Raw genomic sequence first — 24,046 nt, 5'->3', positions numbered from 1 at the left:
TATGGCTAACAAGATCTTAACCCAACTGGTAGTTATTGTAGTCTCATTTTTCGGATTATGGTTTCTGCTTAGTCAGATTGAATATATAGGAGAGGGCGACATGCATCGTTTTGCCAAAGAGAGTGAGAAGAAGCTCAGCGAGATGATCCTCGAAAGCATTACCAATACACACGATGAGATTGAAAACGAGAAAGTAAAAGCTATACTTGATTCGATCAAAGTTCGTTTGTGTGAAGCCAAAAAACTGGATTGCGACAAAATTAAAATTCACCTGGTGCGCAGCAGCGAGATCAATGCATTTGCGTTACCGGATCATCACATGGTGATCTATACCGGCTTGTTGGAGTATGCGAAGAATGCAGAAGAAGTGGCCGGTGTTATGGCACACGAGATTGGTCACATGGAAAAGAACCACGTGATGAAGAAGCTGGTAAAAGAAATTGGCATGGAGATGCTTTTCACAATAGCAGCCGGAGATGCCGGCAATGATATATCACGCGAGACTGCCAAAGTCTTATCATCTACAGCGTTCGATCGGAAACACGAACGTGAAGCTGATGCGTTTGCCGTAGAGACACTTGCCAATGCCGATATAGATCCACAACATCTGAGCAATTTCTTTTTCCGACTGGCCCGTAAAGACAATTTACCCGAAGAACTCGCATGGATCAGCACACACCCCGATACCAAAGAGCGTTCAGCCGAAATCATCAAACAAAAGAAAGAATATACCTATACTAGCAAACCGATACTGGTTACTCCCTGGGAGAGTATACAGCAGCTACTTGTCAACACAGATGATGAAGATGTTGATGAAATAGAGGAGGTTGTAGCCGATGCTATTGATAGCACGGAGGTTGAGTAGTTGGTATTGGTTTGTTCTACCGTAAAATTCTCTGATATATCCTATGCCGGATAGATCTGGTATTGTGCACTTTGAGCATGTAATCTTATTCATGATCGACTCTTTATAGATGAAAACCGTGTAGCGGGCGATTTTGATTTTTTCGTAACTATTTTTGAAGACAATACTGGTGGATGGTATTTCTTATTGCCGGAAGGGACTTCTCAAACAGTACCTTCGCTGGAATTGCCTTCGTCTTTAAGCATCTATACATTTCCTGCCTTTGGCACACCAAAAGGCTATGGTGTATATGATGTGAAAGCCATCACGGATTAGGAAGGTTTGAAAAGTTATATACGTCAATCAACACGCGGCCTGGATACTATTTTTGACATCGGAGGCGCCTATACATCGGTGACGTATATAACGGACTCCAGCGGGGGCAGGGTAAGCAAACCTTCGCATCGTTCTATGCTGGGTTTGAATGCAAAGTGATTTTGCGCGCTTGAAGTGATATACTTTCAGTTTTATAGAAAGCCTTGCATAGTGATGTGCAAGGCTTTTTTAATGTCAGGGTCGATTGCTGCCAGGTATATATGTAAAAACTCACGAAGCCTTCTTCCGTGGCGCTCTTTTCTTCGGAGGTGCAGCACTGCCGAATAACTCCATGTCTTGTTCCACAAATTTAGGCACCGGTATAGATAGGCCGCAGTGGTTGTTGAGCTGCTCAATCAGGTATTTACTTAATTCAGGTGAGTGAAGTTCTTCGTGCTGGTGCATGAAGAAATATACTCTTTCTATACCTTGTGTCATCCATTGTTTGATGCGTTGTACCCAATCGTCAATGCGCGTGTAGTCACTGGGATGTAAGCCGTTGCCGACAAAACGGATGAAGGCTTCCGGTGTAGTGAGACGCATGTGTACGCAATCTCTGCGACCGGATGCATCGGTAATTACAGCACCTGCCTTATTCTTTTCTAACATGCTGAATGCGGATTGAAATGCTGTCTCATTCGAGAACCACTCCGGGTGTCTGAACTCAACAAAGAGCTTAATATCTTTTGGCAGGGATTGTATAAAAGCCTCAATCGTGTCTTGCGTTTTGGGAGCCATGCCGGGGTGAGGCATCAGAAATATAGGGCCCAGGTTTTCTTTGAAGCCGGATATACCTTCCAGGAAACGATCCGTTGCTTCCTTTACATCTTTTAGTCGTTTGATGTGTGTGATCTGGTCGGTAAACTTCGGACAGAATTTAAAATCACTTCCTACTTTACTGCGCCATCCCTGCGTTTGTTCAACCGTTGGCATGCGATAGAAAGTAGCGTTCAGTTCAATGCAGTTAAAGTGTTTGGCGTAGTGATTCAGAAATTCTGCTTCCTTCGTGCCCTTCGGGTATATCTTTCCAACCCAGTCCTTACGACCCCATTTAGCGCAGCCCACAAAAATTTCAGGCTTGGCTGATTTTGCTGATGCTAACAATCGCGTTGTTTCCTGGCGATCCGGAGGAAGTGTAAAGTCCACTTTCTCAAGTTCTTCTGATGTGATGCGTCCGAATTCCATAGTGAAAGATACACATCCGCGAACGATCACCCAAGAGACCTGCGAAATGTTAGCGGAACCATTTCTTTACTACATGTCCTTTCCACATCCAGAAACCGGAGAGTATTACGAGCGGAAAGATCACCCAGCGCACCATGGTTACGGCTTCGGGCATCGTAGACACGGGGCCGTATACAAAGCCAATGATCGGAATACTGGCCAGTATATGAAACCATCGGATGACCTTTCGCTCGGTTGCTGCTTTCATAACAATACTATATATACGTTGCTATATATTTTTCCGACAGCGCGTTATTCAGTCTTGGTAAGGTGCATGCTGAAGAACTTCATCCACGTGTTGCCGTCTTGTGAAAATTCTCCGGTCTCATCCCATGTCTTCTTTACCGGGTCGAGTACAATGCTATAGCGTGTTTTACCACGACCGGGTATATCAAATCCCCATTGAAATGTATTCTCGCCGGTAGGTTTGATCCAGGCATCGGTACTGCGACCATCTTTCAGGTACGATCGAAATTTATACTGCTCTGTATTTTTATCGTACGATAATACCGCGAGTGCATGGTGTACTACAATTTCCTGTTTGGATGCATCCTGTGCTTTACCTACGCCTTCCACCAACAGTACCATGCCATCGAGTTTGGCCTCAACACGTTCGTCTACTTTGGATTTGCGTGGCTCGCCCGGTCCCATCTGCATAGAGCCTTCGCCTTCCCAGCGGCCTATCCAGTTGGTGAATATTTTCATTTTTTCTTTATCGCCCATTTCCTGCGCAGCGGTGTTGCCGGTTGCTATAGTATAGAGTAAGGCAGCGAGAATAATGATCAAAAGGTTTTTCATATATAGGGGTTTATTTGTTGATATACTGTTTCAGGTTATTGACATAGTCTTCGAATGCTTTGATACCTTTTTTAGTGATGCTGCAGGTAGTTAAAGGCTTTTTACCACGAAATGATTTTTCTACACGTATATAGCCGGCTTCCGAAAGCTTGTCGAGTTGTACACTCAGGTTACCGGCCGTACTGTTGGTTTTCTCTTTCAGAAATGTGAATTCTGCTGATTCAACACTGATCAGCAATGACATTACTGCCAGCCGAAGCTGCGAGTGAAGTAAAGGATCGAGATCGTTGAACATTATTCTTCGCGCTTGTTCTTCAACATATAGCCGGGTATCAGGTAGCCGCAGAGTATAGCAACGGCACCGGCAAGTGATTGCATATAGGTTGGTAACAAGAACCCGATGATGCCGAAGACCCAGAAGAGAATGCCGCCAATCATGAGTGGTTTGAAACGCAGGATCATGCCGGAAATGAATGTAGGCAGCGCACTGACAATTAGTATAACGGGACCTAACTGGTAATTTATTTTATACCCGAATGCTACCAGGGTAAATATACAGATAGCATAACAGATCCACAGGGCTGCGCTGATGCGATCGAAGTGCGAGGTAGTGGTTTTATCCGTGCTGTTTTTAAAGCCGTGATACAAGGTATAAAACCATGCTGGTATGGTAATGAGCCATACTATATAGGGATGTTTATAGTGAAGTATAGATAAGGTAAACATGCCGAGGTTGGCCAGCACAACTACCCAGCCCCAAAGCAGAAAGTAGAAACTGTTTCGTTGAACATTACCTTTTGCCTGGTCGATCATACTGGTAATGATGTCGAGACTTTGCTGGGCACTTAGATTTTCAGAGTCTTTCATTTTATATACAGGTTAAGGGTTATTGCATTGTAGTGGCGTGTTGTTATACAAGTATACGACATATTCATAAACTGGTTTATATTATAAACCAAAATATTTTTAATAAACCGTTTTTAGCTATTTTTGCCGCATGTTTACAGGAATCATTGAAACAGTAGCTGAGGTTACGTCCATTCGCGATGAAGGCACGAACCGTCATTTCAAAATAAAAAGCACATTAACCCGCGAGTTGAAAGTTGATCAGAGTGTATCACACAACGGTGTCTGCCTTACGGTGGTGTCGCTGGAAGGTGATGCATATTGGGTAACGGCTGTTCAGGAGACTTTGCAGAAATCCAACCTGTCTCATTTAAAAGAGGGAAGCAAGGTAAACCTCGAACGTTGCATGCTGAACAACGGCCGGTTCGATGGACACATAGTTCAGGGGCACGTTGATCAGACCGGAGTGGTTAAATCAATCGAAGAGGTAGGCGGAAGCTGGCTCTTTCATTTTGAGTATGATGCTGCTCATGGAAATGTTACGGTTGAGAAGGGATCGATCGCGGTGAACGGTGTAAGTCTTACCTGTTTCAATAGTACAGCAAACAGTTTTACCATTGCTATCATTCCCTATACTTACGAGCACACCAGCTTCCACCAGCTGAAAGCGGGAGACGTTGTAAATCTGGAGTTTGATATTATCGGTAAATATGTAAAGCGCCTGCTCGGTATAGCCAAGTAATCACGAAGAGCGGAGCTGCCGCCTGTGGTATTGGTCTTGCAACCATTGATGAAAGGTATAGCTTATCATGCCGGCAGCAATGCCAACAAAGGCTCCTACAATTACATCGCCCGGGTAGTGTACACCGAGGTATATACGTGTATACGTTACGAGTATAGCCCAGAGGAATATCAGCCCGATGCGCTTTCTTGTTTTACGAAGCAGCAGGAAAAGTAATGTTGCGATACCAAAGGTGTTAGCTGCATGACTGGACGCAAATCCGAAACGTCCTCCTTTATAGAGTTCGCCACTTGCCTTGCGCGCCAGATGTACCAGGCCATCTAATGTAGGCTCGTGCGAAGGACGAAGTCTTTCAAAGTAGGGTTTCATCAAACCACTGGTAGTCTGGTCTGCAATAACGATAGTAAGTACAATAGCGATGATCGCAATCCATACTTCTTTTTTATACTCTCTGAAAAGCAGGTATAGCAGCACAGCATAGAGCGGCACCCACGCAATGGTTTGGGTAAGAAAAAGCATAACCTGGTCGAGCCAGGTTGTATGAAACCCGTTCAGGTAAAGAAATAACTTTTTATCAAGCTCAATTAACCTTTCCATTCGTTCTTATTTTCAAAGCTATCTTCTCATTCTCCGATTCAATCCACTCCACGGCATCCTGCATCGATGTAAAGTATCGTTGCGTGATACCGAAAGGCGCAGTAACGTCCTGTATACTTTGAATATAGTTGTCAATGTGGCTATCGGCATTTGGGTGTACCGTAGCAATACGTGTCAATCCGTTACGCGCTGATTCAGGAATTATCTCGCGGAACATCCATCGCTGGTCCTCCTTGTCAATATATCCGTGGCGCGAAAGGTCGGCAATAAAATTGGGAGTATTATATACTTTCACAAAATCTAATGTCTTCGCGAAAGCATGGCGGTATTGTTCGCTGGTAACAGACTCCTGCCAGATTATACCGGTAGCGTTAAGTTGTGCATCATAAAAGATCTCGGCATACCGCTCTTTCAGTAACACCTGGCGCTGTATATCTTCCGGCTTCTTCAGGTACACTGTAAATTTAGTATAGCGATTTATTTCGCTGTCAACCGTAATATGTCCTCCGAGCGCTTCTACCTGTAACTTCACCAGGTATAGCCCCAAACCTTTTCCTTCGGTGTGAAAGTGAAAACGCTTGTATAGCTTGAAGAGGTTATCGCGGTTTCGCTTCAGATCAATGCCCAGCCCGTTGTCCTGTACCTCCAGGATATAGTACATTTCATCTTCCGATGATGTTATTTCAATAATAACGGGTTGCCGTTCCGAGGAGCGGTATTTCAGTGCATTGTTCAACAGGTTATACACAATGCTGTGCACCATCGGCTTTACTGAGTATATATAGTGCTGATGAATGTTCTTGACCAGTATTACGTCCGACTGCAGCGTGTCTTTGTGCAGAATCGCGAATGTCTCATCGATCTCTTCCTCAATGCTGATCTTCTGGCGGATCTTGAATATATCATGACGAATGTCGATGATCTTGGTGAGATCTTTAATGATCATGTCCAATCGTTCGGTAGACGTGCGAATGTGATCGAGTATCTCGGCATCACTCTGAGCGAGTGCTGTAGGCTCCAACAGGTTGATCAGTCCGAGTAAGCTGGCTACCGGTCCGCGTAAATTATGAGACACCGTATAGGAGAACTGTCGCAGCTCGTTGTTGTGTTTGATCAGTTCCGAGTTTGTCTCCGTCAGATCTTTATTCTTTTCGAGTAACTCCGAGGTGAGTGATTGATTTTGGGTGAGCAGCCTGTTCTTTTGTTCTTCAATCATCCGATACGCATCGAGTAATTGCCGCTGGTTTGTTTCCAGTACATCACTTTGTGCCTGCAGCTCGGAAGTCTGTGCTTCGATCTCTGCATTCTTCTCTGTCAGAATTTCATTGGTATCATTCAGCTCATCGATTAACTCCATGTTTCGGGCTTCGTTCCGTTCGGATGTCCACTTCAGAAAAGCGAGTGCACTTACCAGTAAACAATAGGATATAAAGATGACAACATTGGCAAAGTAATACGTGGATGCTTTCAGACGATCCTGTGAATAACCAACACTGAACCACTGATGAAGCGGATCGTACGCCAGTAATATCACCATACCTGCGAGTGAACAAAACAGCAATAACTTTTTCTCGTGCAGGGAGAACAACACCCAGGGAAATGAGCAACTGCCGAGTATAACAAAGCGGAATGTAAAGTAGTCCAGCTCTTCGGGCGAGTTATAGTAAATTGTTTTGGAGTAAATAGAAAGCGCAGTAATGATAACAGGTATCAGAAGGCACGTCCATATACGGCTGATGTTAACGAACCCGAAACGATTTAGTAAAATCGTATTGGCCGCCAACAGCCCGATAGCCGGAATCGCACCGGTAACAACACTCCAGCCATACCATGTATAATAAAATACAAAGAGCAATAACGTTAATGCAACCAGGCTTAGTCCGATGGCATTGGCTATAGTAACGCCCCTTCTTTCAGACAACGTTCTGGTATACTGACGTCCGGAAAATACAACTGAGTAGATCGGTTTCATCCAATGCGCGATGGTATCAGGGCTTTGTTTCAAATTTAAACAATAAACGGTTACTTCAATCTGTATACCCCACAGATCAAAAGCTTATGGCCAGTACGTTGGTTACCATAAATATCGCCACGGTGTTTAAGTTTTTCGTTGATTTAAACCTGACGAAAGTCGTACCTTGGTGTGTAAAACAAACCATTTTGCCTTTAGTTGCTTTATTATGAATAGATATGATCTGGTCGTTATCGGGGCAGGCCCTTCCGGTTATGCTGCCACGATGCGCGCGTTGGACTTCAGAAAGAAAACACTTCTCATTGAACGGAACCTGGTAGGAGGTGCCGGTGTCGTGAATGGTGCACTGTCTTCCAAAACGTGGTGGGAGCTCTCGCGCGAAACGGCATCGTTCCTGAAGAACCTGAAGCGCTTCAACCTGCAGGTACCAACCATTAATTATAAAGAGATACAGGATGAAGTAATGCGTGCCATTGATGAACGCAAAGGTATGCTCGAAGAACATCTGCAACTGATGAAGAGCTCGCAGTATGCAGACCTGGTATCATTCAAACAGGGCACAGCAAAATTACTGAGTCAGAACGAGATCGAGATCACACAGGAAGACGGAACGCGCGAAGTAGTGTGGGCCGATTATATTATACTCGCTACAGGAAGCAGACCACGATATTTACCGGAGTTGCCGATCGATGAAAAGAGCGTAATGACCAGCGAGGGCATTGAGAAGATGGAAGATTTTCCGGAGAGCATGGTGATTGTCGGTGCCGGGGTTATCGGATGTGAATATGCTACAATCTTTTCGGGCTTTGGAAAAACAAAGGTACACCTGATCGATAAAGGCAATCGTATACTGCCGTTTGAAGATGAAGATATAGTACATGTTATTGAACGTAACATGGAGAACAGCGGTGTACTCATTCACCGTAACTCGCGTCTCATTCGCATGGAGATCAAGCACGGACGTGTAGAGTATGAATTGGAATACGATGACGGAACCAAGTCGGTGTTCAATGTAGAGAAAGCGCTTGTTGCTGTAGGACGTATACCGAATTATGAAGACCTGTGGGATGAGAAGGTTGATATCAGCATTTCAAAACGTGGCATTGAAGACAACGATACGCAAACAAATATATCCAACATTTATGCGGTAGGGGATATCACAGCTGATATATCACTGGTAAATGTAGGTGAACTCGAAGGACGTTATGCCGTAGAAAAGATATTTGGTAGTCCGGAGCGGAAGCTGGTATATGAGAACATCAGCACGATTATGTTCCTGAACCCGGAAGTGGCGGGCGTAGGACTGAATGAGACACAGGCACGCGAAAAAAATATAGATTACAAAGTAGTAACGCTGGACTATAGCTGCATTCCGCGCGCTATCGCGAAACGCAATACACAAGGATTTATCAAGCTGCTCGTTACCAACGATGATCACATGAAGATACTCGGTCTCAAGATTATCGGTAATCATGCCTCCAGCGCTATACAAGCCGTAGCATTGTTGATCTGGATGAACAAAGGTATAGAAGAACTGGCCGAGTGTGTCCATCCCCATCCATCCATCACCGAAGGTATACAGGAATGTGTACGCATGCTCTTAGGTAAATCACTCTTCAAACCCGATGCACTGAAAGGTAAACTATCCTGCCGCACCAGCATGAGTGGAGTCTACGCAGACATTCGATTTTAGGTTTGGCTGCGTGTATGCCATGGATGGCGATTTACCTATAGCAGTTGCTAGCTTCTGGCTACTAGCTGCTAGTCGTTGTTGCTATGGCTACTATTGCGTTAAATAAGCTGCTAGCCCCCGGACACTCACTAACTGCTAGACGCTCTTCTGTTAGTTGCTGATTGCGTTAAGTGGCGCAGTGCCTCTGCATTCTCCAGTAGCCAGCGGACAGAAGCCAGCAGCCTTTCTCGCGGCTCGCAGCTTTTTATTTCGCGTGTCGCTTCTTCAGCACGTCCAATACTTCATTCAGTGTATAGCCTTTCGCAGTAAGCAGCACAAGGTAATGGTATAGCAGGTCGGAGGCTTCTCCGAGGAACAGGTCTTTGTTGTCGTCTTTGGCTTCGATTACCAGTTCTACGGCTTCTTCACCAACTTTTTGTGCTACTTTATTTATACCTGAGTCGAGCAGCTTGTTGGTATAGGAACCTTTCTGCGGATTGACTTTACGATCTTCGATGATGGCCGCGAGTGAAGAAAGATTCCAGTCATCGTTCGTTTCGTTGAAGCATGTATCGGCACCGGTATGACATGCAGGACCTTTGGGATTTGCTTTGACAAGCAGCGTGTCCTGGTCGCAGTCGAGGAGTATATCTACTAATTCAAGAAAGTTGCCGGATGTTTCTCCTTTTGTCCAGAGGCGTTGCTTGCTGCGGCTGTAGAACGTTACACGCTTGTCGCGCAATGTTTTTTGATACGCGTCTTCATTCATAAAACCCAGCATCAGCACTTTGTTGGTGCGTGCATCCTGAACAACAGCCGGAACAAGTCCGTTAAGCTTTGAGAAATTTATTTTAAGATCTTTCATTATCAGTTCGGTTGAGGTACCATCGGATAAACTATATATAGTGTCAGTTCATGCGCATGGTAATGTTCTTGGTATTCAGGAATGCTTTCAGTTCCGGGATCTTGATCTCACCGAAGTGAAATATACTCGCTGCCAGTGCAGCATCTGCTTTCCCGAGAATAAAGGCATCGATAAAATGTTCTTTTGTGCCGGCCCCTCCGGAAGCGATCACCGGTATCTGTAACAAGTCGTGAAGTTTGCTGAGCGGATCGTTGGCGAAGCCTGCCTTTGTTCCATCGTGATCCATACTGGTAAAAAGTATTTCACCGGCACCGCGTTCCTGTCCTTCTTTTGCCCAGGTGAAAAGTTTTTTATCGGTAGCATTTTTACCACCGTGCGTATGTACAGTCCAGGCGTTGTCGATCTTGCGGGCATCAATGGCGAGTACAATGCACTGCGCACCAAATGCCTTTGAAAGTTCATCGATAAGATTTGGATTGCGTACGGCCGCTGAATTTATACTTACTTTATCGGCACCCGCTTCGAGCAGCGGAGCAACATCGGCAACGCTGCTGATACCACCGCCCACGGTGAATGGTATATTGATTTGGCGTGCTATATCTTTTACCAGCGAAGCAAATGTTTTACGTTGCTCATTTGTGGCGGATATATCGAGGAACACGAGTTCATCAGCACCTTGCTGCGCGTAGGTTGCGCCCAGTTCTACCGGGTCGCCAGCATCGCGGATGTTTACGAAATTTATACCCTTTACCGTGCGGCCATCTTTAATGTCAAGACACGGTATAATTCTTTTTGTCAGCACGGAAATATAGTTTAGTTCCTGATCGTATTTTCTGTTGCTATAGCTTATTATACTATAGCAGTGCCAGTTCTTCCAGTTTTACGCGTCCTTCGTATATAGCTTTCCCTACAATGACACCGTCTACACCAATCCGCTTCAGCTCCTGCAGATCTTCCATAGTGCCTACACCACCGCTTGCTACCAGGTGAAGCTGCGGGAAACTTAGTATTAATGTTTTATAGAGTTCAATATTCGGCCCGGTAAGCATACCATCTGTACTGATGTCGGTGCAGGTAACATATTCAATACCATTCTCAATATAGTCGCGGAGGAAATTCCGGATGTTGATGGAGGAACTTTCCTGCCAGCCGCTGATTGCGATCGTGTTATTCTTTACATCGGCGCTGAGAATGATTTTGTCTGACCCAAACTCATCGATCCACTGGATTACTTTCTGAGGTTCCTTCACCGCGATACTTCCTAAATTTACCTGCCGGATACCGCGCTCAAAAAGTTTTCGTATCTCATCGTCTGTTTTTATACCGCCACCAAAATCAACAATAAGCTTCGTGTGCGCAGTTATACTTTCCACCACTTTCCAATTGGTAACTTTTCCGGCTTTGGCGCCATCCAGGTCTACCAGGTGTAAATATTGCAAGCCCTGGTCTTCAAACGACTTGGCAACATCCAGTGGATTTTCGTTGTATACTTTTTTCTGAGCATAGTCGCCTTGCGTAAGCCTTACACATTTGCCGTCTATCAGATCAATGGCAGGAATAATTCTCATGAGGTTGATGCGGTTGGGTTGTTATTATCGCGTTAAAGTTACATTATACCTTCAAAAAACTTTTCAGTACCAGTTCACCGGCTTTGGCCGATTTCTCGGGGTGAAATTGTGCCGCATAAAAATTATCGCGGTGCATAGCCGAGCTGAAGGGTGTAATATATTCGGTTACAGCCGATGTATAGGAATTAACGGGTACATAATAGCTGTGTACAAAATAGGCGTACTGATTTTCAATAGCAGGATCGAGCCATCCGTTGGCTTTCACAACGTTGTTCCAGCCCATGTGCGGTACCTTCAGATCATCTTTCGGAACAAACAGTTTTACCTCTTCATCAAATATACCCATGCAGGTTGTATCGTTCTCTTCCGAGTGTCTGCACATCAGTTGCATGCCCAGGCATATACCCAGCACCGGCTGTTTGAGTGCAGGTACCAGCTGATCAAGTTTTTTATCACGCAGGTATCGCATGGTGGTGCTGGCTTCCCCTACACCCGGAAACAATACCTTATCGGCTTTCATGATCTCTTCCGCATTGTCGGTTATGGTAAAATCAACACCGAGTCGTTCGAGGGCAAACGAAACGGATTGAATGTTACCTGCATTATATTTAATGATTGCGAGCTTCATGTTTGTGCTACGTCCTGTTAAACGTTTGATGTTATAATATACCTTTGGTACTGGGCAGTTGGTTCCCTTCTTTACGGACTGCCATTTTAATGGCCTTCGCGAAAGCCTTAAATATAGCTTCGATCTTATGATGCTCGTTCGTGCCTTCTACTTTCACATTCAGATTGCTTTTGGATGTATCTGAAAATGATTTGAAGAAGTGATAGAACATCTCCGTTGGCATCTCACCGATCTTCTCACGCTTAAACTCGGCATCCCAAACAATCCACGGTCTTCCGCCAAAATCAATCGCTACCTGTGCGAGACAATCATCCATCGGTAAACAGAAACCATAACGCTCTATACCACGCTTGTCGCCCAGTGCTTTCAGGAAAGCTTCACCGAGTGCGAGCGCTGTATCTTCAATGGTGTGATGTTCATCAATGTGCAGATCGCCTTTTACTTTTATAGAGAGGTCTATATTACCGTGCCGCGCCAGTTGATCGAGCATGTGATCGAAGAAACCAAGTCCGGTCTCCATCTGCGATTTGCCGCTGCCATCCAGATCGATCGTTATGTCAATATCGGTCTCCTTGGTGGTGCGTTTTACTGTTGCCTTACGGTTAGGCCTGGTGAGGAAAGTATATATATCTTTCCACGATGTGGTTGTGAGTGCGCAGTGTTGCTCCAGGTTCTGCGCTTTCATTTTCTCTGCGAGACTTCCGTTGTTGAGCAGTATACCTTGTGCTCCTAAATTTTTGGCAAGTTCTACATCCGTGAGGCGATCGCCCAATACAAATGAATTCTTCAGATCATACGCATCGGTAAAGAATTCGGTAAGCATGCCGGTGCCCGGTTTACGCGTAGGTTTGTTCTCGCGCTGAAAACTCCGGTCGATATATATCTTGGGGAAATGTATACCTTCATTGGACAGCGCCTTGAGCATTTTGTTTTGAGCGGGCCAGAAGGTGTCTTCCGGAAAACTGTCTGTGCCGAGGCCGTCCTGGTTCGTTACCATCACCAGTTCAAAATCCGTTTCAGCGGCAATCTTGCTGAGCCAGGTGAATACACCAGGATAGTATTCCAGTTTTTCAAGGGAATCGATCTGCTCATCAGGTGGTTCGATGATGAGGGTTCCATCGCGATCTATGAATAATACTCTTTTCATAATTCTTCCAGGGCTTTCATGAGGCGTTCGTTTTCTTCCGGTGTACCAACGGTGATGCGGATGCAGTTATAGCAAAGCGTTACACGCGAACGGTCGCGCACAATGATGCGGTGTTCGAGTAAATATTGATACGTAGCCGGAGCATCTTTTACCCGTACCAGTATAAAATTACTGTCGGAAGGGTATATATTTTCTACGATCGAAAGTTTTTCGAGTGCTTTAACAAGCTTCGTGCGTTGCTTGATAATTTCCTTTACCCACTCTTCCATAACGTGTACATTCTCGAGTGCATCGAGTGCAAGCTCCTGCGTACGGATGTTTACGTTGTATGGATATTTGATTTTGTTCAGGATGTTGATGATGTCTTCGGATGCGAAACACATACCGAGGCGCAAGCCAGCAAGTCCCCAGGCTTTGGAGAAAGTCTGCAGCACTACCAGGTTCGGATATTTCGTAAGGTCTTCGAGGAAACTTTTACTCTTGGCAAAATCGATATAGGCTTCATCGATCACTACCAATCCGTAGAAGCGTTTTAATACTTCCAGAATTTTGTCACGACTTAATAAATTACCCGTTGGGTTATTCGGACTACACAGGAATATAATTTTTGTAGTAGCATCAAACGTTCTGGGGAACGCATCGAGGTCTATATCAAAATCCGGGGTGAGTAATACACGCTGAACGTTCACGGCATTAACTTCGGCACATACCGAATACATACCGTAGGTTGGCTCGGTGATGAGTATAGAATCCTGGTTTGGTTCGCAGAACGCGCGGATCAGTAAATCGATAGGTTCATCACTTCCGTTTCCTAAAAATATCTGCTTGGGATTTACATTCTTGATCGCAGCGAGTTCCTTCTTTACATTCCACTGCAGCGGATCCGGATAACGATTATAAGGCGATTGGTATGGATTCTCGTTGGCATCCAGGTATATTTCTGCTTCACCTTTAAATTCATCGCGCGCGGATGAATAGGGTTTCATGGTCAGAATGTTTCTGCGAACGAGGGTGCTGATATCCGGAAATGATTTCTTCTTACTCACTGTTTACGTGTTTTGGTGTTTATGTGTGCGGGTGTTTATGTTACTTTAGTTTTTCAAGGCGAATGGTTACGGCACGTTTGTGGCCTGCGAGTTGTTCGGCTTCCGCCATTTCTTCTACAACAGGACCGAGTGTCTTTATACCAGCTTCGGTAAGTTTCTGAAACGTTATATACTTCATGAAACTTTCGAGTGATACTCCGGCAAATGCTTTTGCAAAACCATTCGTTGGCAAAGTGTGATTGGTGCCCGATGCATAGTCTCCTATAGCTTCCGGAGAATAATTGCCGATGAATACAGAACCGGCATTGCTCACGGCTGCAGCAACGGCATCGGCATTTTTTGTGTTGATGATAAGGTGCTCGGGAGCGTATTCATTAATGAAGTCGAGTGCTGTTGCCTGATCGTTGATGATGATGACGCGGCTGTTGGCGAGTGATTTCTCTGCTATAGCTTTGCGCGGCAATTGATCGAGTTGTTTACTGATTTCGTTTTGTATAGCAGAAACCATGGAGTCATTGTTGAGTACCAGCATTACCTGGCTGTCTTCACCGTGCTCGGCTTGTGAGAGTAAATCTGCTGCGATGAACGATGCATCGGCTGTCTCATCGGCCATTACCAATACTTCGGATGGACCGGCTGGCATATCAATCGCGAGACCTTCTTCCATTACCAGTTGTTTAGCTTTGGTTACATACTGATTACCGGGGCCAAATATCTTGTGAACCTTCGGAATACTTTGTGTACCGAAGGCCATCGCTGCTATAGCCTGTGCACCACCCGCTTTGAAGATGCGTGTAACACCAACAAGTTTAGCTGCAAAGAGTATAGCCGCGTTGATCTTTCCGGATTTATCAGGCGGTGAGCAAAGCACTACTTCTTTACATCCCGCGAGTTTAGCGGGCACACCCAGCATGAGTACCGTAGAGAAGAGAGGAGCGGAGCCCCCCGGTATATATATACCTACTTTATCGATTGCTACACCTTTGCGCCAGCAGGTTACACCGGGCAATGTCTCCACGGTCATTACATCGCGCTTTTGGGCTGCATGAAACTTTTCGATGTTGGCAGCGGCTGTTGTAATGGCTTGCTTCAAGGAAGCGGGGAGTGATTTTTCGGCTTCAGCAAGTTCAGCCTCGCTTACACGCAGTTCCTGTATAGATACTTTATCGTATTGCAGTGTCAGCTCGCGCAAGGCATCGTCACCGGATTTTTTGACGCGGTTCAGAACGTTACGAACGGAGCTGTCCAGAAATTCAAGTTCCAGTTGTGGACGTTTGGACAGTTCGGTCCAGGTTTCCTGCAATGGATTGGAATATATCTTCATACTCTATTTATAAGTGATGTGTACTATACGATCATCTTTTCAATCGGTACAACCAATATACCTTCCGCACCGAATTCTCTTAGTTGGTCGATGCGTTCCCAGAAATCATTTTCATCAACCACAGAATGTAATGAGCTCCATCCTTCACGCGCCAGCGGTATAATGGTTGGGCTCTTCATGCCGGGTATAACACGTGTAATCTGTTCAATCGCTTCATTGGGACAGTTCATCAGTATATATTTCGTGTTCTTCGCCTTGCGTACAGCTTCAATGCGGAATAAAAGTTTTTCAAGGATCTTTTTCTTCTCAGCATCGAGTGTAGGGTTCGCAATGATCACGGCTTCGGATTGCATCACCACTTCTACTTCTTTCAGTCCGTTGCTTAACAACGTACTGCCTGTACTCACAAGGTCGCAGATAGCATCTGCCAAACCTATACCTGGAGCAATCTCAACCGAGCCGCTGATCTCATGAATACCGGCCTTGATATTATTTTTCTGAAGGAAGTCTTTAACAATGTTCGGGTAGGAGGTAGCAATGTTTTTGCCGTTGAGCCATTGTACACCGGTATAATTTTCAGAACGCGGCACCGCCATTGACAAACGACATTTTGCAAAGTCGAGTCGTTTTACCAGCTCATTGTTCTTTTTCTTTTCGCAGAATACATTCTCGCCAACAATACCAACATCGGCAACCTGGTCCTCAACATACTGCGGTATATCATCATCGCGTAAGAAGAGAATCTCTACAGGGAAATTCCGCGCTTGAGTTTTTAGTTGGTCTTTACCGTTGCTGAAAGAGAGTCCGCTTTCGTGTAACAGATCGAGAGAACCTTCCTGCAGGCGTCCGGATTTTTGAATGGCGATTCGTAACAAAGTACTCATAGTTGTTAAAGTTTTAGCAGCGTATTGCTGCCGATTCCTGTGCGTAGTGTGAACTATATATTCTTAAAATGCAGTAAACAAAAAGGGCTTGCCACACCGTGACAAGCCCATAAATTTTTTCTATTTCAAAATTCACTAAAAGGCGGTGCCACGCATCGTGTTGTTTCCATGATGGTGGTGGTGTAAGCCTGATGTGATGTTGTTGTTCATTGTTCTAAAGCGATGCGAATAAATCAAATTGTTGTGAAAAGTCAAAATCTGTAACGGCTAATTCAGAAAAATGATTAAAAAAATTAGCAATAGTTCCTGATATTCCGTACTAACCACCGTTCGGGAACTATGTAGACGGAACGAAAGGTATTGTTTGGTGTTTTAAGTTTTGAGAATCAACTTGCAGCCATAGCATTAAATATTGACGTGCACATTTTTGATTTCGTGTGAATGAGAAAGGTATTGTATTGGATCGCATTGGCAGGATTAGCAGCAGCCTGCAGCGATAGTAAGGAAACCAGACTGCAACGATATTTACTTCAGGGCAATGAGCAGGTTGCGCTGCGCAATGCAGAAGGAGCAGAACGTTACTTTAAAGAAGCGCTTCGACTGGACTCCTGTTTTGCAGACGCCCTTAATAACCTGGGCACTTTATATTTTACGCAGAAGAAATATACCGAAGCGGTTGAACAGTACGATCGTGCACTGACCTGCCGGCCCGGGTATATCGATGCCCTGCTGAATCGCGCCAACGCTAATTACGAACTGAAAGAATATTATCGCGCTTTGCAAGATCTCGATAAGGTTGTAAAAGTCAAACCGGATACTGCCATTGTATACTTTACACAAGGACTGGTATATACCAAGCAACGTAAGTTCGATGATGCGTTGGCAGTGTTTGGTAAAGCGGGTACCATTGAGCCTGAAAATGCGGAGATCGTAGTAAATATAGGTACACTCTATTTTTATAAGAAAGAGTTTGATCGTGCTGCGGCGGAGTTACAACGTGCTCTTCAGATTAATCCGAAGGAGGCAAACGCACTGAACGCGTTGGCCATGATCGAAGCAGAAAAGAAGAATTACGATCAGGCGCACGTATGGCTCGCACAGGCATTGACGATTAAACAGGATGATCCGTTCTTCCTCAATAACCGCGGCTATATATACCTGATGACAGATAACATTGACAAAGCACGCAGTGATATTGATCAAAGTATCAGTCTCGACCCGTACAACGGATGGGCGTATCGTAACAAAGGCATTTACTACCTGCAGACGAAACAATACGAAGACGCTGTTCGCGTGCTGAAGCAGGCGGAATCAATGGACCCGTTCATTGACAAAGTATATATATACCTGGCAGAAGCTTATCTGCAGACGAAAGACTTTGAAAATGCGTGCAAGGCATACGAGAAATCGGTTGCCAATAAGGAGGGCGGTTCCACGAGTATGAAACCTTGTAAGTAACATGTTTTTTGAAGAGCTGACACAAAAACTTTCTGAACGCTTATTGCTGGAATTGCCCGGGGCTACTGCGCATGAGCCCATGCGTGCTATACCGATCGGCTCTACCATTCCTAGATTTGAGCACAAGCTGCCTGCAAAACCCGGCAGCGTTTTGATACTGCTATACGAGGAAGATGGTATTGTGAAGTTTCCACTGATCAAACGTCCTGAGTATCTGGGGGCACATAGTGGTCAGATCAGTTTGCCGGGCGGTAAAGCTGAGAGCGGAGAGAACCCGATTGAGACAGCGTTGCGCGAGGGAGAGGAGGAGATCGGTATAGATGGCAGTAAAGTAAAAGTACTCGGAAGACTATCAGATTTTTTCGTGATACCCAGTAATTTTCTGGTAACTCCGATTGTAGGCACTATCGAGAAACCAATATTTACTCCTGATAAAAGAGAAGTAGCGCGAATACTGGCTGCTGATCTCTTCGATTTACTCCGTGAAGAAGCCGTACTCCAAAAAGAAATTATAGCAGCAGGACAGTATAGAATGATGGCTCCTCACTTTGAAATAGATGGTGAAGTAGTATGGGGTGCTACAGCGATGATGCTAAACGAACTTCGATTGGTGGTGCGTGGGCTTGAATAATTTTTTTTAACCCGCAGAGGACACGGATTTTTGCAGAGCAAACGCAGAATGTAAGTAACACCAACACTTGAGCACTACATGAGCACTACAATTGCTTCGGAGGCTCCACGAGAATTACTTCCTCGCGCTCCACAACCACTGCCCCTGCAGGATCTCCTTTTCTTTTGCGTACAAATTTTTTAGGCGTTACAATTACCGGACACAACGTTTCAGTTTTGCGTTTTGAATTGTAGGCTGCGAGCTGTGCTGCACGCTCAATAACATCCTTCGGATAATTTTTACCAGATTGATATTTGATCAGTACATGAGAGCCCGCTACATCTTTGGCGTGAAGCCATAAGTCTTCTTTAAAACCGTATTTGAAAGTAAGTATATCGTTATTCTGTGCGTTGCGTCCTACCCAGATTTTGAAACCGCTCATTTCGAACTCGTGAAATGGTAACGGTGCACTCTGCTTTTCTTTTTCATCAGAAAGTCCTTTGCTGGAAATGGTTTTACGGAGCGTCTTTAATTCCCCGATTGTTTCAAACTCGTGAAGTTGTTGCTTGAGGTTTTCGATCTCTTTTTCTTTTGCTTCGAGTACTTCCTGCAGACGTTGTATTTCGATGTGCTGGTTTTTGGCTTTGCGATAAAATACTTCTGCGTTCTTCTGCGGAGGTATATCTTTTTTTAGTTTTATCTCTACCGGTTTATTCTCGTGATAAAAATCAGGCAGCGTTACTTTTTCTGTTCCGGGTTTGATCTCGTGCATATAGGCCATGACCAGATCTGCCCACACTTTATAGTGGTTATCGCTTTCTACTTCAGTAAGTTTGTCGAATGTTTTTTGATAGTATGCTTCGGAGCCTTGCAGTTTATTGCGTAGCAGCGACAGCGTGGATGCTTTTTCACGGATGAAGGCAGCCTGCTGTGTATAGGTATAAAAGAACTCGTTGGTGGCCTTTACAGGATCACGAAATTCCTTTAGTGTATGTCCATATTGTATCAGCGAAAGCGCCAGGATATTGTCGGCTTGACTAATGAAATATACCGGGTTCTCAAGCTGCTGTTTTATGGTTTGAATTTCCTGCCATTGTTGTTCGGGAGAAAGTGCTTCAAAATTTTTTGTGGCGAGACTTTTCCAGATAATCTTTCCAAAGGTAAAATATAGCGACTGTAGTTTGGTGCGATGTTGCAGGAAGCTTTCATAGCTCCAGTCGATGGTGCGATCGAGCGCATTGAGCCGAAGTGTTATATCAGCCGGTATATTATTACGAAAGAGTTGTGCCGGTATATCTTTCTCAAAGAGTATAATGTTTGATCGGTTGCCATGCATCTTAAAGAGCAACGATTTGTCATCCGACAGAAGTATAGCAAAGCTGCGCTCATTTTCAAACTGACGGATACCGGCAACGCGATGGCCGATCATGTCACCAAAAAGATCAACACTGTTTTTTCTTGCACGACTAAAATCTCCCGGAAACGAAAGACAGGTAAACGAAGGGTCAAGGCTTGCTTTGATAAAGAAAGGCTCGGTGTGTGTCTCAAACCGAATTACAAGCTCATCTTTATTCTGACTGAAACACTCGGATATAACCGTTCCTGTTAAAGTTGTCTCTAACGATTTACTGAGCTGCCGGAGAAAGTAATAATTGTTATGCACAGAACTGAGTCCGATAAAATTGCGCTACCTGTTATGGGTAAAGATAAAACAAAATCAATAGCAGCGCGGTGTGATGTTACAGATCCAACTGCAGGCCATCGTAGGCGAGCGATACATTGTCTGGCAGTGTTTTCTCAATGGCAGCATGCAAACCCATTCGGTGACTCATGTGTATCAGATAGGTTTTCCTCGCATTGATCTCTTTTGCTTTGATCAACGCCTGCTCAAGATTGAAATGCGATACATGTGGTTCGTGTTGCAAGGCATTTAATACAAGTGTCTCGGTCCCTTTCAGGCGCTCCAGCGTTTCATCCGGAATAAAATTAGCATCCGTAATATAGCTGAAGTTGCCAAAGCGATAGCCGAACACCGGCATGCGTAAATGCATTACCGGCAAGGGTATAATTTCAAAACCTCCTATAGTGAAAGGCGTAGCATCGATCTCACGCAAATCAAGACGCGGTAATCCCAGCGGAGCATTTTTCTCGAACGCATACGCATACTCTACACGCAGTTGATCCAGCGTAGGCTTTGTGCCGTAGATAGGCATATCGATCTGCTGCCAGAAATTATAGGCGCGTACATCGTCAAGTCCTGCTGTGTGATCGCGGTGCGCATGGGTAAAGATCACAGCATCGAGTCGGTCTATGTGTTCGCGTAACATCTGCTGACGAAAGTCCGGTCCGGTATCAATCACCCAGCTTTGTCCATCCAATTGTATATGCAGCGCTGTTCGTAAGCGTTTGTCACGATAGTCAAGCGAACTACAAACTTCGCATGTGCAGCCAATCACAGGAACACCTTGTGAAGTACCCGTGCCTAAAAATGTTACTCTCAAGCGGCAGGTGATTGTTGTTGTTGCTGTTGTTGCTGAGTGAGCTCTTCATGGAGCTTCAGACTTTTTTCAGAGAACTTGGCGGGGTCCAGGGTAACGCCTTTTAATATATCCAGCAAGGCATTGATCTTACCTTCGGTTGTAAAGAACTTGTTCACGATCATGATTTTCTGATCCTTCAATACACAATATCCGGCTTTAAAATTTCCCTTTTCGTAACGAAGGGTATAGTCCGATTCCGTAATCATCTCCTCGAGCTTTAACAGGAACTGAGTTGTATACTTGATCATAGTGGTTGTATTCTCAGGCGCAAGATAAGCAATCGCGGGGAAAGTCGGAGAAGTCGGGAAGACAGGAAGTCGGAGAAGACCGAAAGTCCGGAAGACAGAAAAGCCGGGAAGTCGGAATGATGGGAGAATGAAAATTGGAAGTGATATGGCCTGAAGTTTTTATCTGAAAGGTTGAAAGAGATGATATTGAAAAGTTAGGGATACAGCCAAACCTGATATAACAAGGTAAAAGATATAGGATGTCGTGAGGTAAAGCCCTAACGTTCTTCTTTTCTTTCAAACTTTCGGTCTTCCCGTCTTCCGGACTTCCCGACTTCCTTCTCTTCCCTTAACTTGCGCCCTCGAAAAATGGCAAACCAGAAACTCATTGTAATTGTCGGGCCTACTGCTGTAGGGAAAACATCGGTGGCGATCCAGGTGGCGCGGCATTTCAATACGGAAATTATTTCTGCGGATTCGCGCCAGATATTCAGAGAGTTAACGATCGGTACTGCCAAGCCCGATGATCTTGAATTAGCCCAAGCGCCTCATCATTTTATAAACAGTCACTCGATCAAAGATGCGTATGATGCTGCCTCGTATGGGAGGGAAGCGCTTGCGCTGATTCACGAGCTTTTTAAAAATCACCAGTACCTGGTTCTCTGCGGTGGTTCCGGACTCTATGTAAAAGCAGTGCTGGAAGGTTTTGATGATATACCGGAAGTGCCTGATGAAATCCGTGAACAACTCACTGCGAATTTTGAGAAGCACGGTATAGAGTGGCTGCAAGACCAGATGAGACAACTTGATCCGGAGCATCTGGCGGTTATCGATCAGCAAAATCCACATCGCCTTATTCGGGCTCTTGAAATAAAAATCGGTACCGGAAATTCGATTTCCAGCTATCGGAAGCAAAGCAAACTCGAGCATCCGTTCGAGGTGGTGAAGATCGGACTGGAATTGCCGCGCGGAGAACTCTATCGCAGAATTGATGATCGCATGGACCAGATGATTGCTGCCGGGTTGTTTGAGGAAGCAAAAGAACTATATATATATATAGATCATAACGCGTTGCAAACCGTGGGCTACCAGGAGATCTTTGACTATATGGATGGTAAATATGATCGCGATGAAGCGGTGCGGTTACTGAAGCGTAACTCGCGCAGGTATGCCAAGCGTCAGCTCACCTGGTTTAAGCGTGATGAAGAAACACATTGGATGCATCCGCAGGATATAGCGGGTATATTAAAATTGATTAACTAGCAGAAGTATATATTAGTTAAAGCACACGTTCCGGAAGTTACATGGAAAAGAAAGTATTGATCATAACCTATTACTGGCCACCGAGCGGAGGGAGTGGTGTGCAACGTTGGCTGAAGTTTGTAAAGTATTTACCTTCTTTCGGATGGAAGCCCTATGTATTTACTCCGGAGAATCCATCGTTTGCCATTCGAGATGAATCGTTGTTGAAAGATATACCTGCCGAAGCCAACGTAATTCACTTTCCGATATGGGAACCTTATGAAGCATTCTTTAAACTATCCGGATTACTCGGCAGTAAAAAATCGGCCAAGCCAACGGATCTTGTATCGGGTAAAAAGAAATCGCTCTTTCAGAAGATCAGCACGTGGATACGCGGGAATTTTTTTATACCCGATCCGCGTGTGTTTTGGGTAAAGCCTTCGGTAAAATTTCTGCTGCGTTACCTGCAGGAGAATGATATACATACGATCATCACCACTGGTCCGCCTCATAGTGTACACCTCATCGGTCTTAAACTAAAACAGAAGCAACCAACTCTGAAATGGTTTGCAGACTTTCGTGATCCGTGGAGTGACTGGGGTTTGTTGGATAGTCTTATGGTTGGATCGATCGCGCGTAGCTTTCATAAAAAACTCGAAGCACAGGTAATGCGCACGGCTGATGAAGTAATTACCATAACACCCTTCTATGTACGCAAGTTTGAAAAGTTGTCGGGTAGAAAAGTACAGTTACTCACCAATGGTTTTGATGAAGATGACTTTAAAAACCTGGTGGTTCAAAGGCATGAGCGGTTTATTATTCGTCATGCCGGTATTGTAAATGAGAAATGTGACCCGCGCCCATTCATGCTCGCAGTGAAAGCATTGTCTCAAGAGCATACTGCATTTCGGGCTGCCGTGCAGGTTGATTTTGTTGGTGAGGTGCATCCGGATTTCCGTGCGTTTGTTTTGAACGATGACGTGTTGAAAGGTATCACTACGTTTACCTCCACCATTCCACACAAGCAACTGATGAAATGCTATGGCGAGTCTGCTATACTCTTGCTGGTGCTGACGGGCTACAAAGATGGTGAAGGATTTTTACCCGGAAAGTTATTCGAGTATCTCGCCACAGGACTGCCCGTGTTGGGTGTTGGTCCCGAGTATGGTGATGCTGCTGCATTGCTGAAGACTACAGGAGCCGGAGCGATGATCGATGGCGAAAAGACTGCCGCTATAAATACATTCCTGCTTCAGAAATTTGAGACATGGCAACAAGGCGAGTCAGTGGCACAGCCTGCCGGCTTCACCGAATATTCGCGCAGAGGAATTACACGAACACTCATCGACCTGCTTAGATAATTCGCGAGATGGTATATTTTTAGAAAAGAAATTCCCATTTTGAATATATACCAGACTATACACTTCTAATTACCGC

The 24,046-nt window shown here is 44.9% G+C and carries 25 protein-coding genes; 7 read left to right on the top strand and 18 right to left on the bottom strand.

Annotated features, from left to right (window positions below):
- Nucleotide 1: 1 nt before the first annotated feature.
- Nucleotides 2-865 (top strand): M48 family metallopeptidase, encoded by an 864-nt coding sequence (locus ACFQ21_RS05615; RefSeq protein ID WP_377576015.1) that lies wholly within the window; start codon nucleotides 2-4, stop codon nucleotides 863-865.
- A 585-nt stretch (nucleotides 866-1,450) separates the two neighbouring features.
- Here ACFQ21_RS05615 and ACFQ21_RS05610 read toward each other — a convergent pair.
- From ACFQ21_RS05610 to ACFQ21_RS05590, 5 genes are read right to left on the bottom strand one after another with little or no spacing between them, the layout of a single operon-like run.
- The gene (locus ACFQ21_RS05610) at nucleotides 1,451-2,404 is read right to left on the bottom strand and encodes a DUF72 domain-containing protein (RefSeq protein WP_377576012.1); all 954 of its coding nucleotides are present in this window, start codon (nucleotides 2,402-2,404) and stop codon (nucleotides 1,451-1,453) included.
- A gap of 49 nt (nucleotides 2,405-2,453) precedes the next feature.
- A complete protein-coding gene (locus ACFQ21_RS05605; RefSeq protein ID WP_377576009.1) occupies nucleotides 2,454-2,651 on the bottom strand; it encodes a hypothetical protein in 198 nt (65 codons plus the stop codon).
- A gap of 44 nt (nucleotides 2,652-2,695) precedes the next feature.
- The gene (locus tag ACFQ21_RS05600; RefSeq protein WP_377576007.1) at nucleotides 2,696-3,241 is read right to left on the bottom strand and encodes a DUF1579 family protein; all 546 of its coding nucleotides are present in this window, start codon (nucleotides 3,239-3,241) and stop codon (nucleotides 2,696-2,698) included.
- 10 nt (nucleotides 3,242-3,251) lie between these two features.
- Nucleotides 3,252-3,536, bottom strand: a complete 285-nt coding sequence (locus tag ACFQ21_RS05595; protein WP_377576005.1) for a winged helix-turn-helix domain-containing protein — start codon at nucleotides 3,534-3,536, stop codon at nucleotides 3,252-3,254.
- The gene (locus ACFQ21_RS05590; RefSeq protein WP_377576003.1) at nucleotides 3,536-4,108 is read right to left on the bottom strand and encodes a hypothetical protein; all 573 of its coding nucleotides are present in this window, start codon (nucleotides 4,106-4,108) and stop codon (nucleotides 3,536-3,538) included. The genes ACFQ21_RS05595 and ACFQ21_RS05590 overlap by 1 nt, the downstream gene beginning before the upstream one ends.
- A 130-nt stretch (nucleotides 4,109-4,238) precedes the next feature.
- Between ACFQ21_RS05590 and ACFQ21_RS05585 the strand changes: the two genes are divergently transcribed.
- Nucleotides 4,239-4,829 carry a riboflavin synthase gene (locus tag ACFQ21_RS05585; protein WP_377576001.1) on the top strand — a complete coding sequence of 197 codons (591 nt, stop codon included), beginning with the start codon at nucleotides 4,239-4,241 and terminating at the stop codon, nucleotides 4,827-4,829.
- Here the strand turns inward: ACFQ21_RS05585 and ACFQ21_RS05580 are convergent, their stop codons facing one another.
- The gene (locus ACFQ21_RS05580; protein ID WP_377575998.1) at nucleotides 4,830-5,426 is read right to left on the bottom strand and encodes a phosphatase PAP2 family protein; all 597 of its coding nucleotides are present in this window, start codon (nucleotides 5,424-5,426) and stop codon (nucleotides 4,830-4,832) included.
- Nucleotides 5,410-7,398, bottom strand: a complete 1,989-nt coding sequence (locus ACFQ21_RS05575; RefSeq protein WP_377575995.1) for a sensor histidine kinase — start codon at nucleotides 7,396-7,398, stop codon at nucleotides 5,410-5,412. Before ACFQ21_RS05575 ends, ACFQ21_RS05580 begins: the two co-directional genes overlap by 17 nt.
- Nucleotides 7,399-7,606: 208 nt before the next feature.
- Here ACFQ21_RS05575 and ACFQ21_RS05570 point away from each other — a divergent pair, with 208 nt between their 5' ends.
- Complete coding sequence (locus tag ACFQ21_RS05570; protein WP_377575992.1) at nucleotides 7,607-9,091, top strand: dihydrolipoyl dehydrogenase family protein; 1,485 nt, start codon at nucleotides 7,607-7,609, stop codon at nucleotides 9,089-9,091.
- A 244-nt stretch (nucleotides 9,092-9,335) separates the two neighbouring features.
- On the opposite strand, the gene hisIE is transcribed toward ACFQ21_RS05570, so the two are convergent.
- From hisIE to hisG, 8 genes are read right to left on the bottom strand one after another with little or no spacing between them, the layout of a single operon-like run.
- The gene (hisIE, locus tag ACFQ21_RS05565; RefSeq protein ID WP_377575990.1) at nucleotides 9,336-9,935 is read right to left on the bottom strand and encodes a bifunctional phosphoribosyl-AMP cyclohydrolase/phosphoribosyl-ATP diphosphatase HisIE; all 600 of its coding nucleotides are present in this window, start codon (nucleotides 9,933-9,935) and stop codon (nucleotides 9,336-9,338) included.
- 43 nt (nucleotides 9,936-9,978) lie between these two features.
- Nucleotides 9,979-10,737, bottom strand: a complete 759-nt coding sequence (hisF, locus tag ACFQ21_RS05560) for an imidazole glycerol phosphate synthase subunit HisF (RefSeq protein WP_377575987.1) — start codon at nucleotides 10,735-10,737, stop codon at nucleotides 9,979-9,981.
- A gap of 52 nt (nucleotides 10,738-10,789) precedes the next feature.
- The gene (hisA, locus tag ACFQ21_RS05555) at nucleotides 10,790-11,503 is read right to left on the bottom strand and encodes a 1-(5-phosphoribosyl)-5-[(5-phosphoribosylamino)methylideneamino]imidazole-4-carboxamide isomerase (RefSeq protein ID WP_377575983.1); all 714 of its coding nucleotides are present in this window, start codon (nucleotides 11,501-11,503) and stop codon (nucleotides 10,790-10,792) included.
- A 43-nt stretch (nucleotides 11,504-11,546) separates the two neighbouring features.
- The gene (gene hisH, locus ACFQ21_RS05550) at nucleotides 11,547-12,131 is read right to left on the bottom strand and encodes an imidazole glycerol phosphate synthase subunit HisH (protein ID WP_377575981.1); all 585 of its coding nucleotides are present in this window, start codon (nucleotides 12,129-12,131) and stop codon (nucleotides 11,547-11,549) included.
- 31 nt (nucleotides 12,132-12,162) lie between these two features.
- Nucleotides 12,163-13,278, bottom strand: a complete 1,116-nt coding sequence (gene hisB / locus ACFQ21_RS05545) for a bifunctional histidinol-phosphatase/imidazoleglycerol-phosphate dehydratase HisB (protein WP_377575978.1) — start codon at nucleotides 13,276-13,278, stop codon at nucleotides 12,163-12,165.
- On the bottom strand, nucleotides 13,275-14,324 hold the full coding sequence (gene hisC, locus ACFQ21_RS05540; protein ID WP_449290172.1) for a histidinol-phosphate transaminase: 1,050 nt from the start codon (nucleotides 14,322-14,324) through the stop codon (nucleotides 13,275-13,277). Before hisC ends, hisB begins: the two co-directional genes overlap by 4 nt.
- 40 nt (nucleotides 14,325-14,364) lie before the next feature.
- Nucleotides 14,365-15,648 carry a histidinol dehydrogenase gene (hisD, locus tag ACFQ21_RS05535; RefSeq protein WP_377575976.1) on the bottom strand — a complete coding sequence of 428 codons (1,284 nt, stop codon included), beginning with the start codon at nucleotides 15,646-15,648 and terminating at the stop codon, nucleotides 14,365-14,367.
- Between the two features lie 23 nt (nucleotides 15,649-15,671).
- Nucleotides 15,672-16,532, bottom strand: a complete 861-nt coding sequence (gene hisG, locus ACFQ21_RS05530) for an ATP phosphoribosyltransferase (RefSeq protein ID WP_377575974.1) — start codon at nucleotides 16,530-16,532, stop codon at nucleotides 15,672-15,674.
- Between the two features lie 441 nt (nucleotides 16,533-16,973).
- Between hisG and ACFQ21_RS05525 the strand changes: the two genes are divergently transcribed.
- Both ACFQ21_RS05525 and ACFQ21_RS05520 read left to right on the top strand, forming a co-directional pair.
- On the top strand, nucleotides 16,974-17,990 hold the full coding sequence (locus ACFQ21_RS05525) for a tetratricopeptide repeat protein (RefSeq protein ID WP_377575972.1): 1,017 nt from the start codon (nucleotides 16,974-16,976) through the stop codon (nucleotides 17,988-17,990).
- 1 nt (nucleotide 17,991) lies between these two features.
- Entirely contained in the window at nucleotides 17,992-18,621 is a 630-nt protein-coding gene (locus ACFQ21_RS05520; protein ID WP_377575969.1) for an NUDIX hydrolase, read from the top strand.
- A gap of 85 nt (nucleotides 18,622-18,706) precedes the next feature.
- On the opposite strand, the gene ACFQ21_RS05515 is transcribed toward ACFQ21_RS05520, so the two are convergent.
- The 3 genes from ACFQ21_RS05515 to ACFQ21_RS05505 all read right to left on the bottom strand — a co-directional run bounded on the left by ACFQ21_RS05515 (nucleotide 18,707) and on the right by ACFQ21_RS05505 (nucleotide 21,388).
- Nucleotides 18,707-20,263 (bottom strand): NFACT RNA binding domain-containing protein, encoded by a 1,557-nt coding sequence (locus tag ACFQ21_RS05515; protein WP_377575967.1) that lies wholly within the window; start codon nucleotides 20,261-20,263, stop codon nucleotides 18,707-18,709.
- A 76-nt stretch (nucleotides 20,264-20,339) separates the two neighbouring features.
- A complete protein-coding gene (locus ACFQ21_RS05510; protein ID WP_377575965.1) occupies nucleotides 20,340-21,101 on the bottom strand; it encodes an MBL fold metallo-hydrolase in 762 nt (253 codons plus the stop codon).
- A complete protein-coding gene (locus tag ACFQ21_RS05505; protein ID WP_377575962.1) occupies nucleotides 21,098-21,388 on the bottom strand; it encodes a hypothetical protein in 291 nt (96 codons plus the stop codon). Before ACFQ21_RS05505 ends, ACFQ21_RS05510 begins: the two co-directional genes overlap by 4 nt.
- Nucleotides 21,389-21,736: 348 nt before the next feature.
- Between ACFQ21_RS05505 and miaA the strand changes: the two genes are divergently transcribed.
- Nucleotides 21,737-22,630 (top strand): tRNA (adenosine(37)-N6)-dimethylallyltransferase MiaA, encoded by an 894-nt coding sequence (gene miaA, locus ACFQ21_RS05500; RefSeq protein WP_377575959.1) that lies wholly within the window; start codon nucleotides 21,737-21,739, stop codon nucleotides 22,628-22,630.
- A gap of 41 nt (nucleotides 22,631-22,671) precedes the next feature.
- Nucleotides 22,672-23,970, top strand: a complete 1,299-nt coding sequence (locus tag ACFQ21_RS05495) for a glycosyl transferase (RefSeq protein ID WP_377575956.1) — start codon at nucleotides 22,672-22,674, stop codon at nucleotides 23,968-23,970.
- The last annotated feature ends 76 nt before the right edge of the window (nucleotides 23,971-24,046 follow it).

The sequence above is a fragment of the Ohtaekwangia kribbensis genome (genome assembly GCF_042676245.1).
Taxonomy (GTDB): Bacteria; Bacteroidota; Bacteroidia; order Cytophagales; family Cyclobacteriaceae; genus Ohtaekwangia; species Ohtaekwangia kribbensis.
Note: the sequence above shows the minus strand (reverse complement) of the source record. Positions and strands in the feature narration are given on the sequence as shown.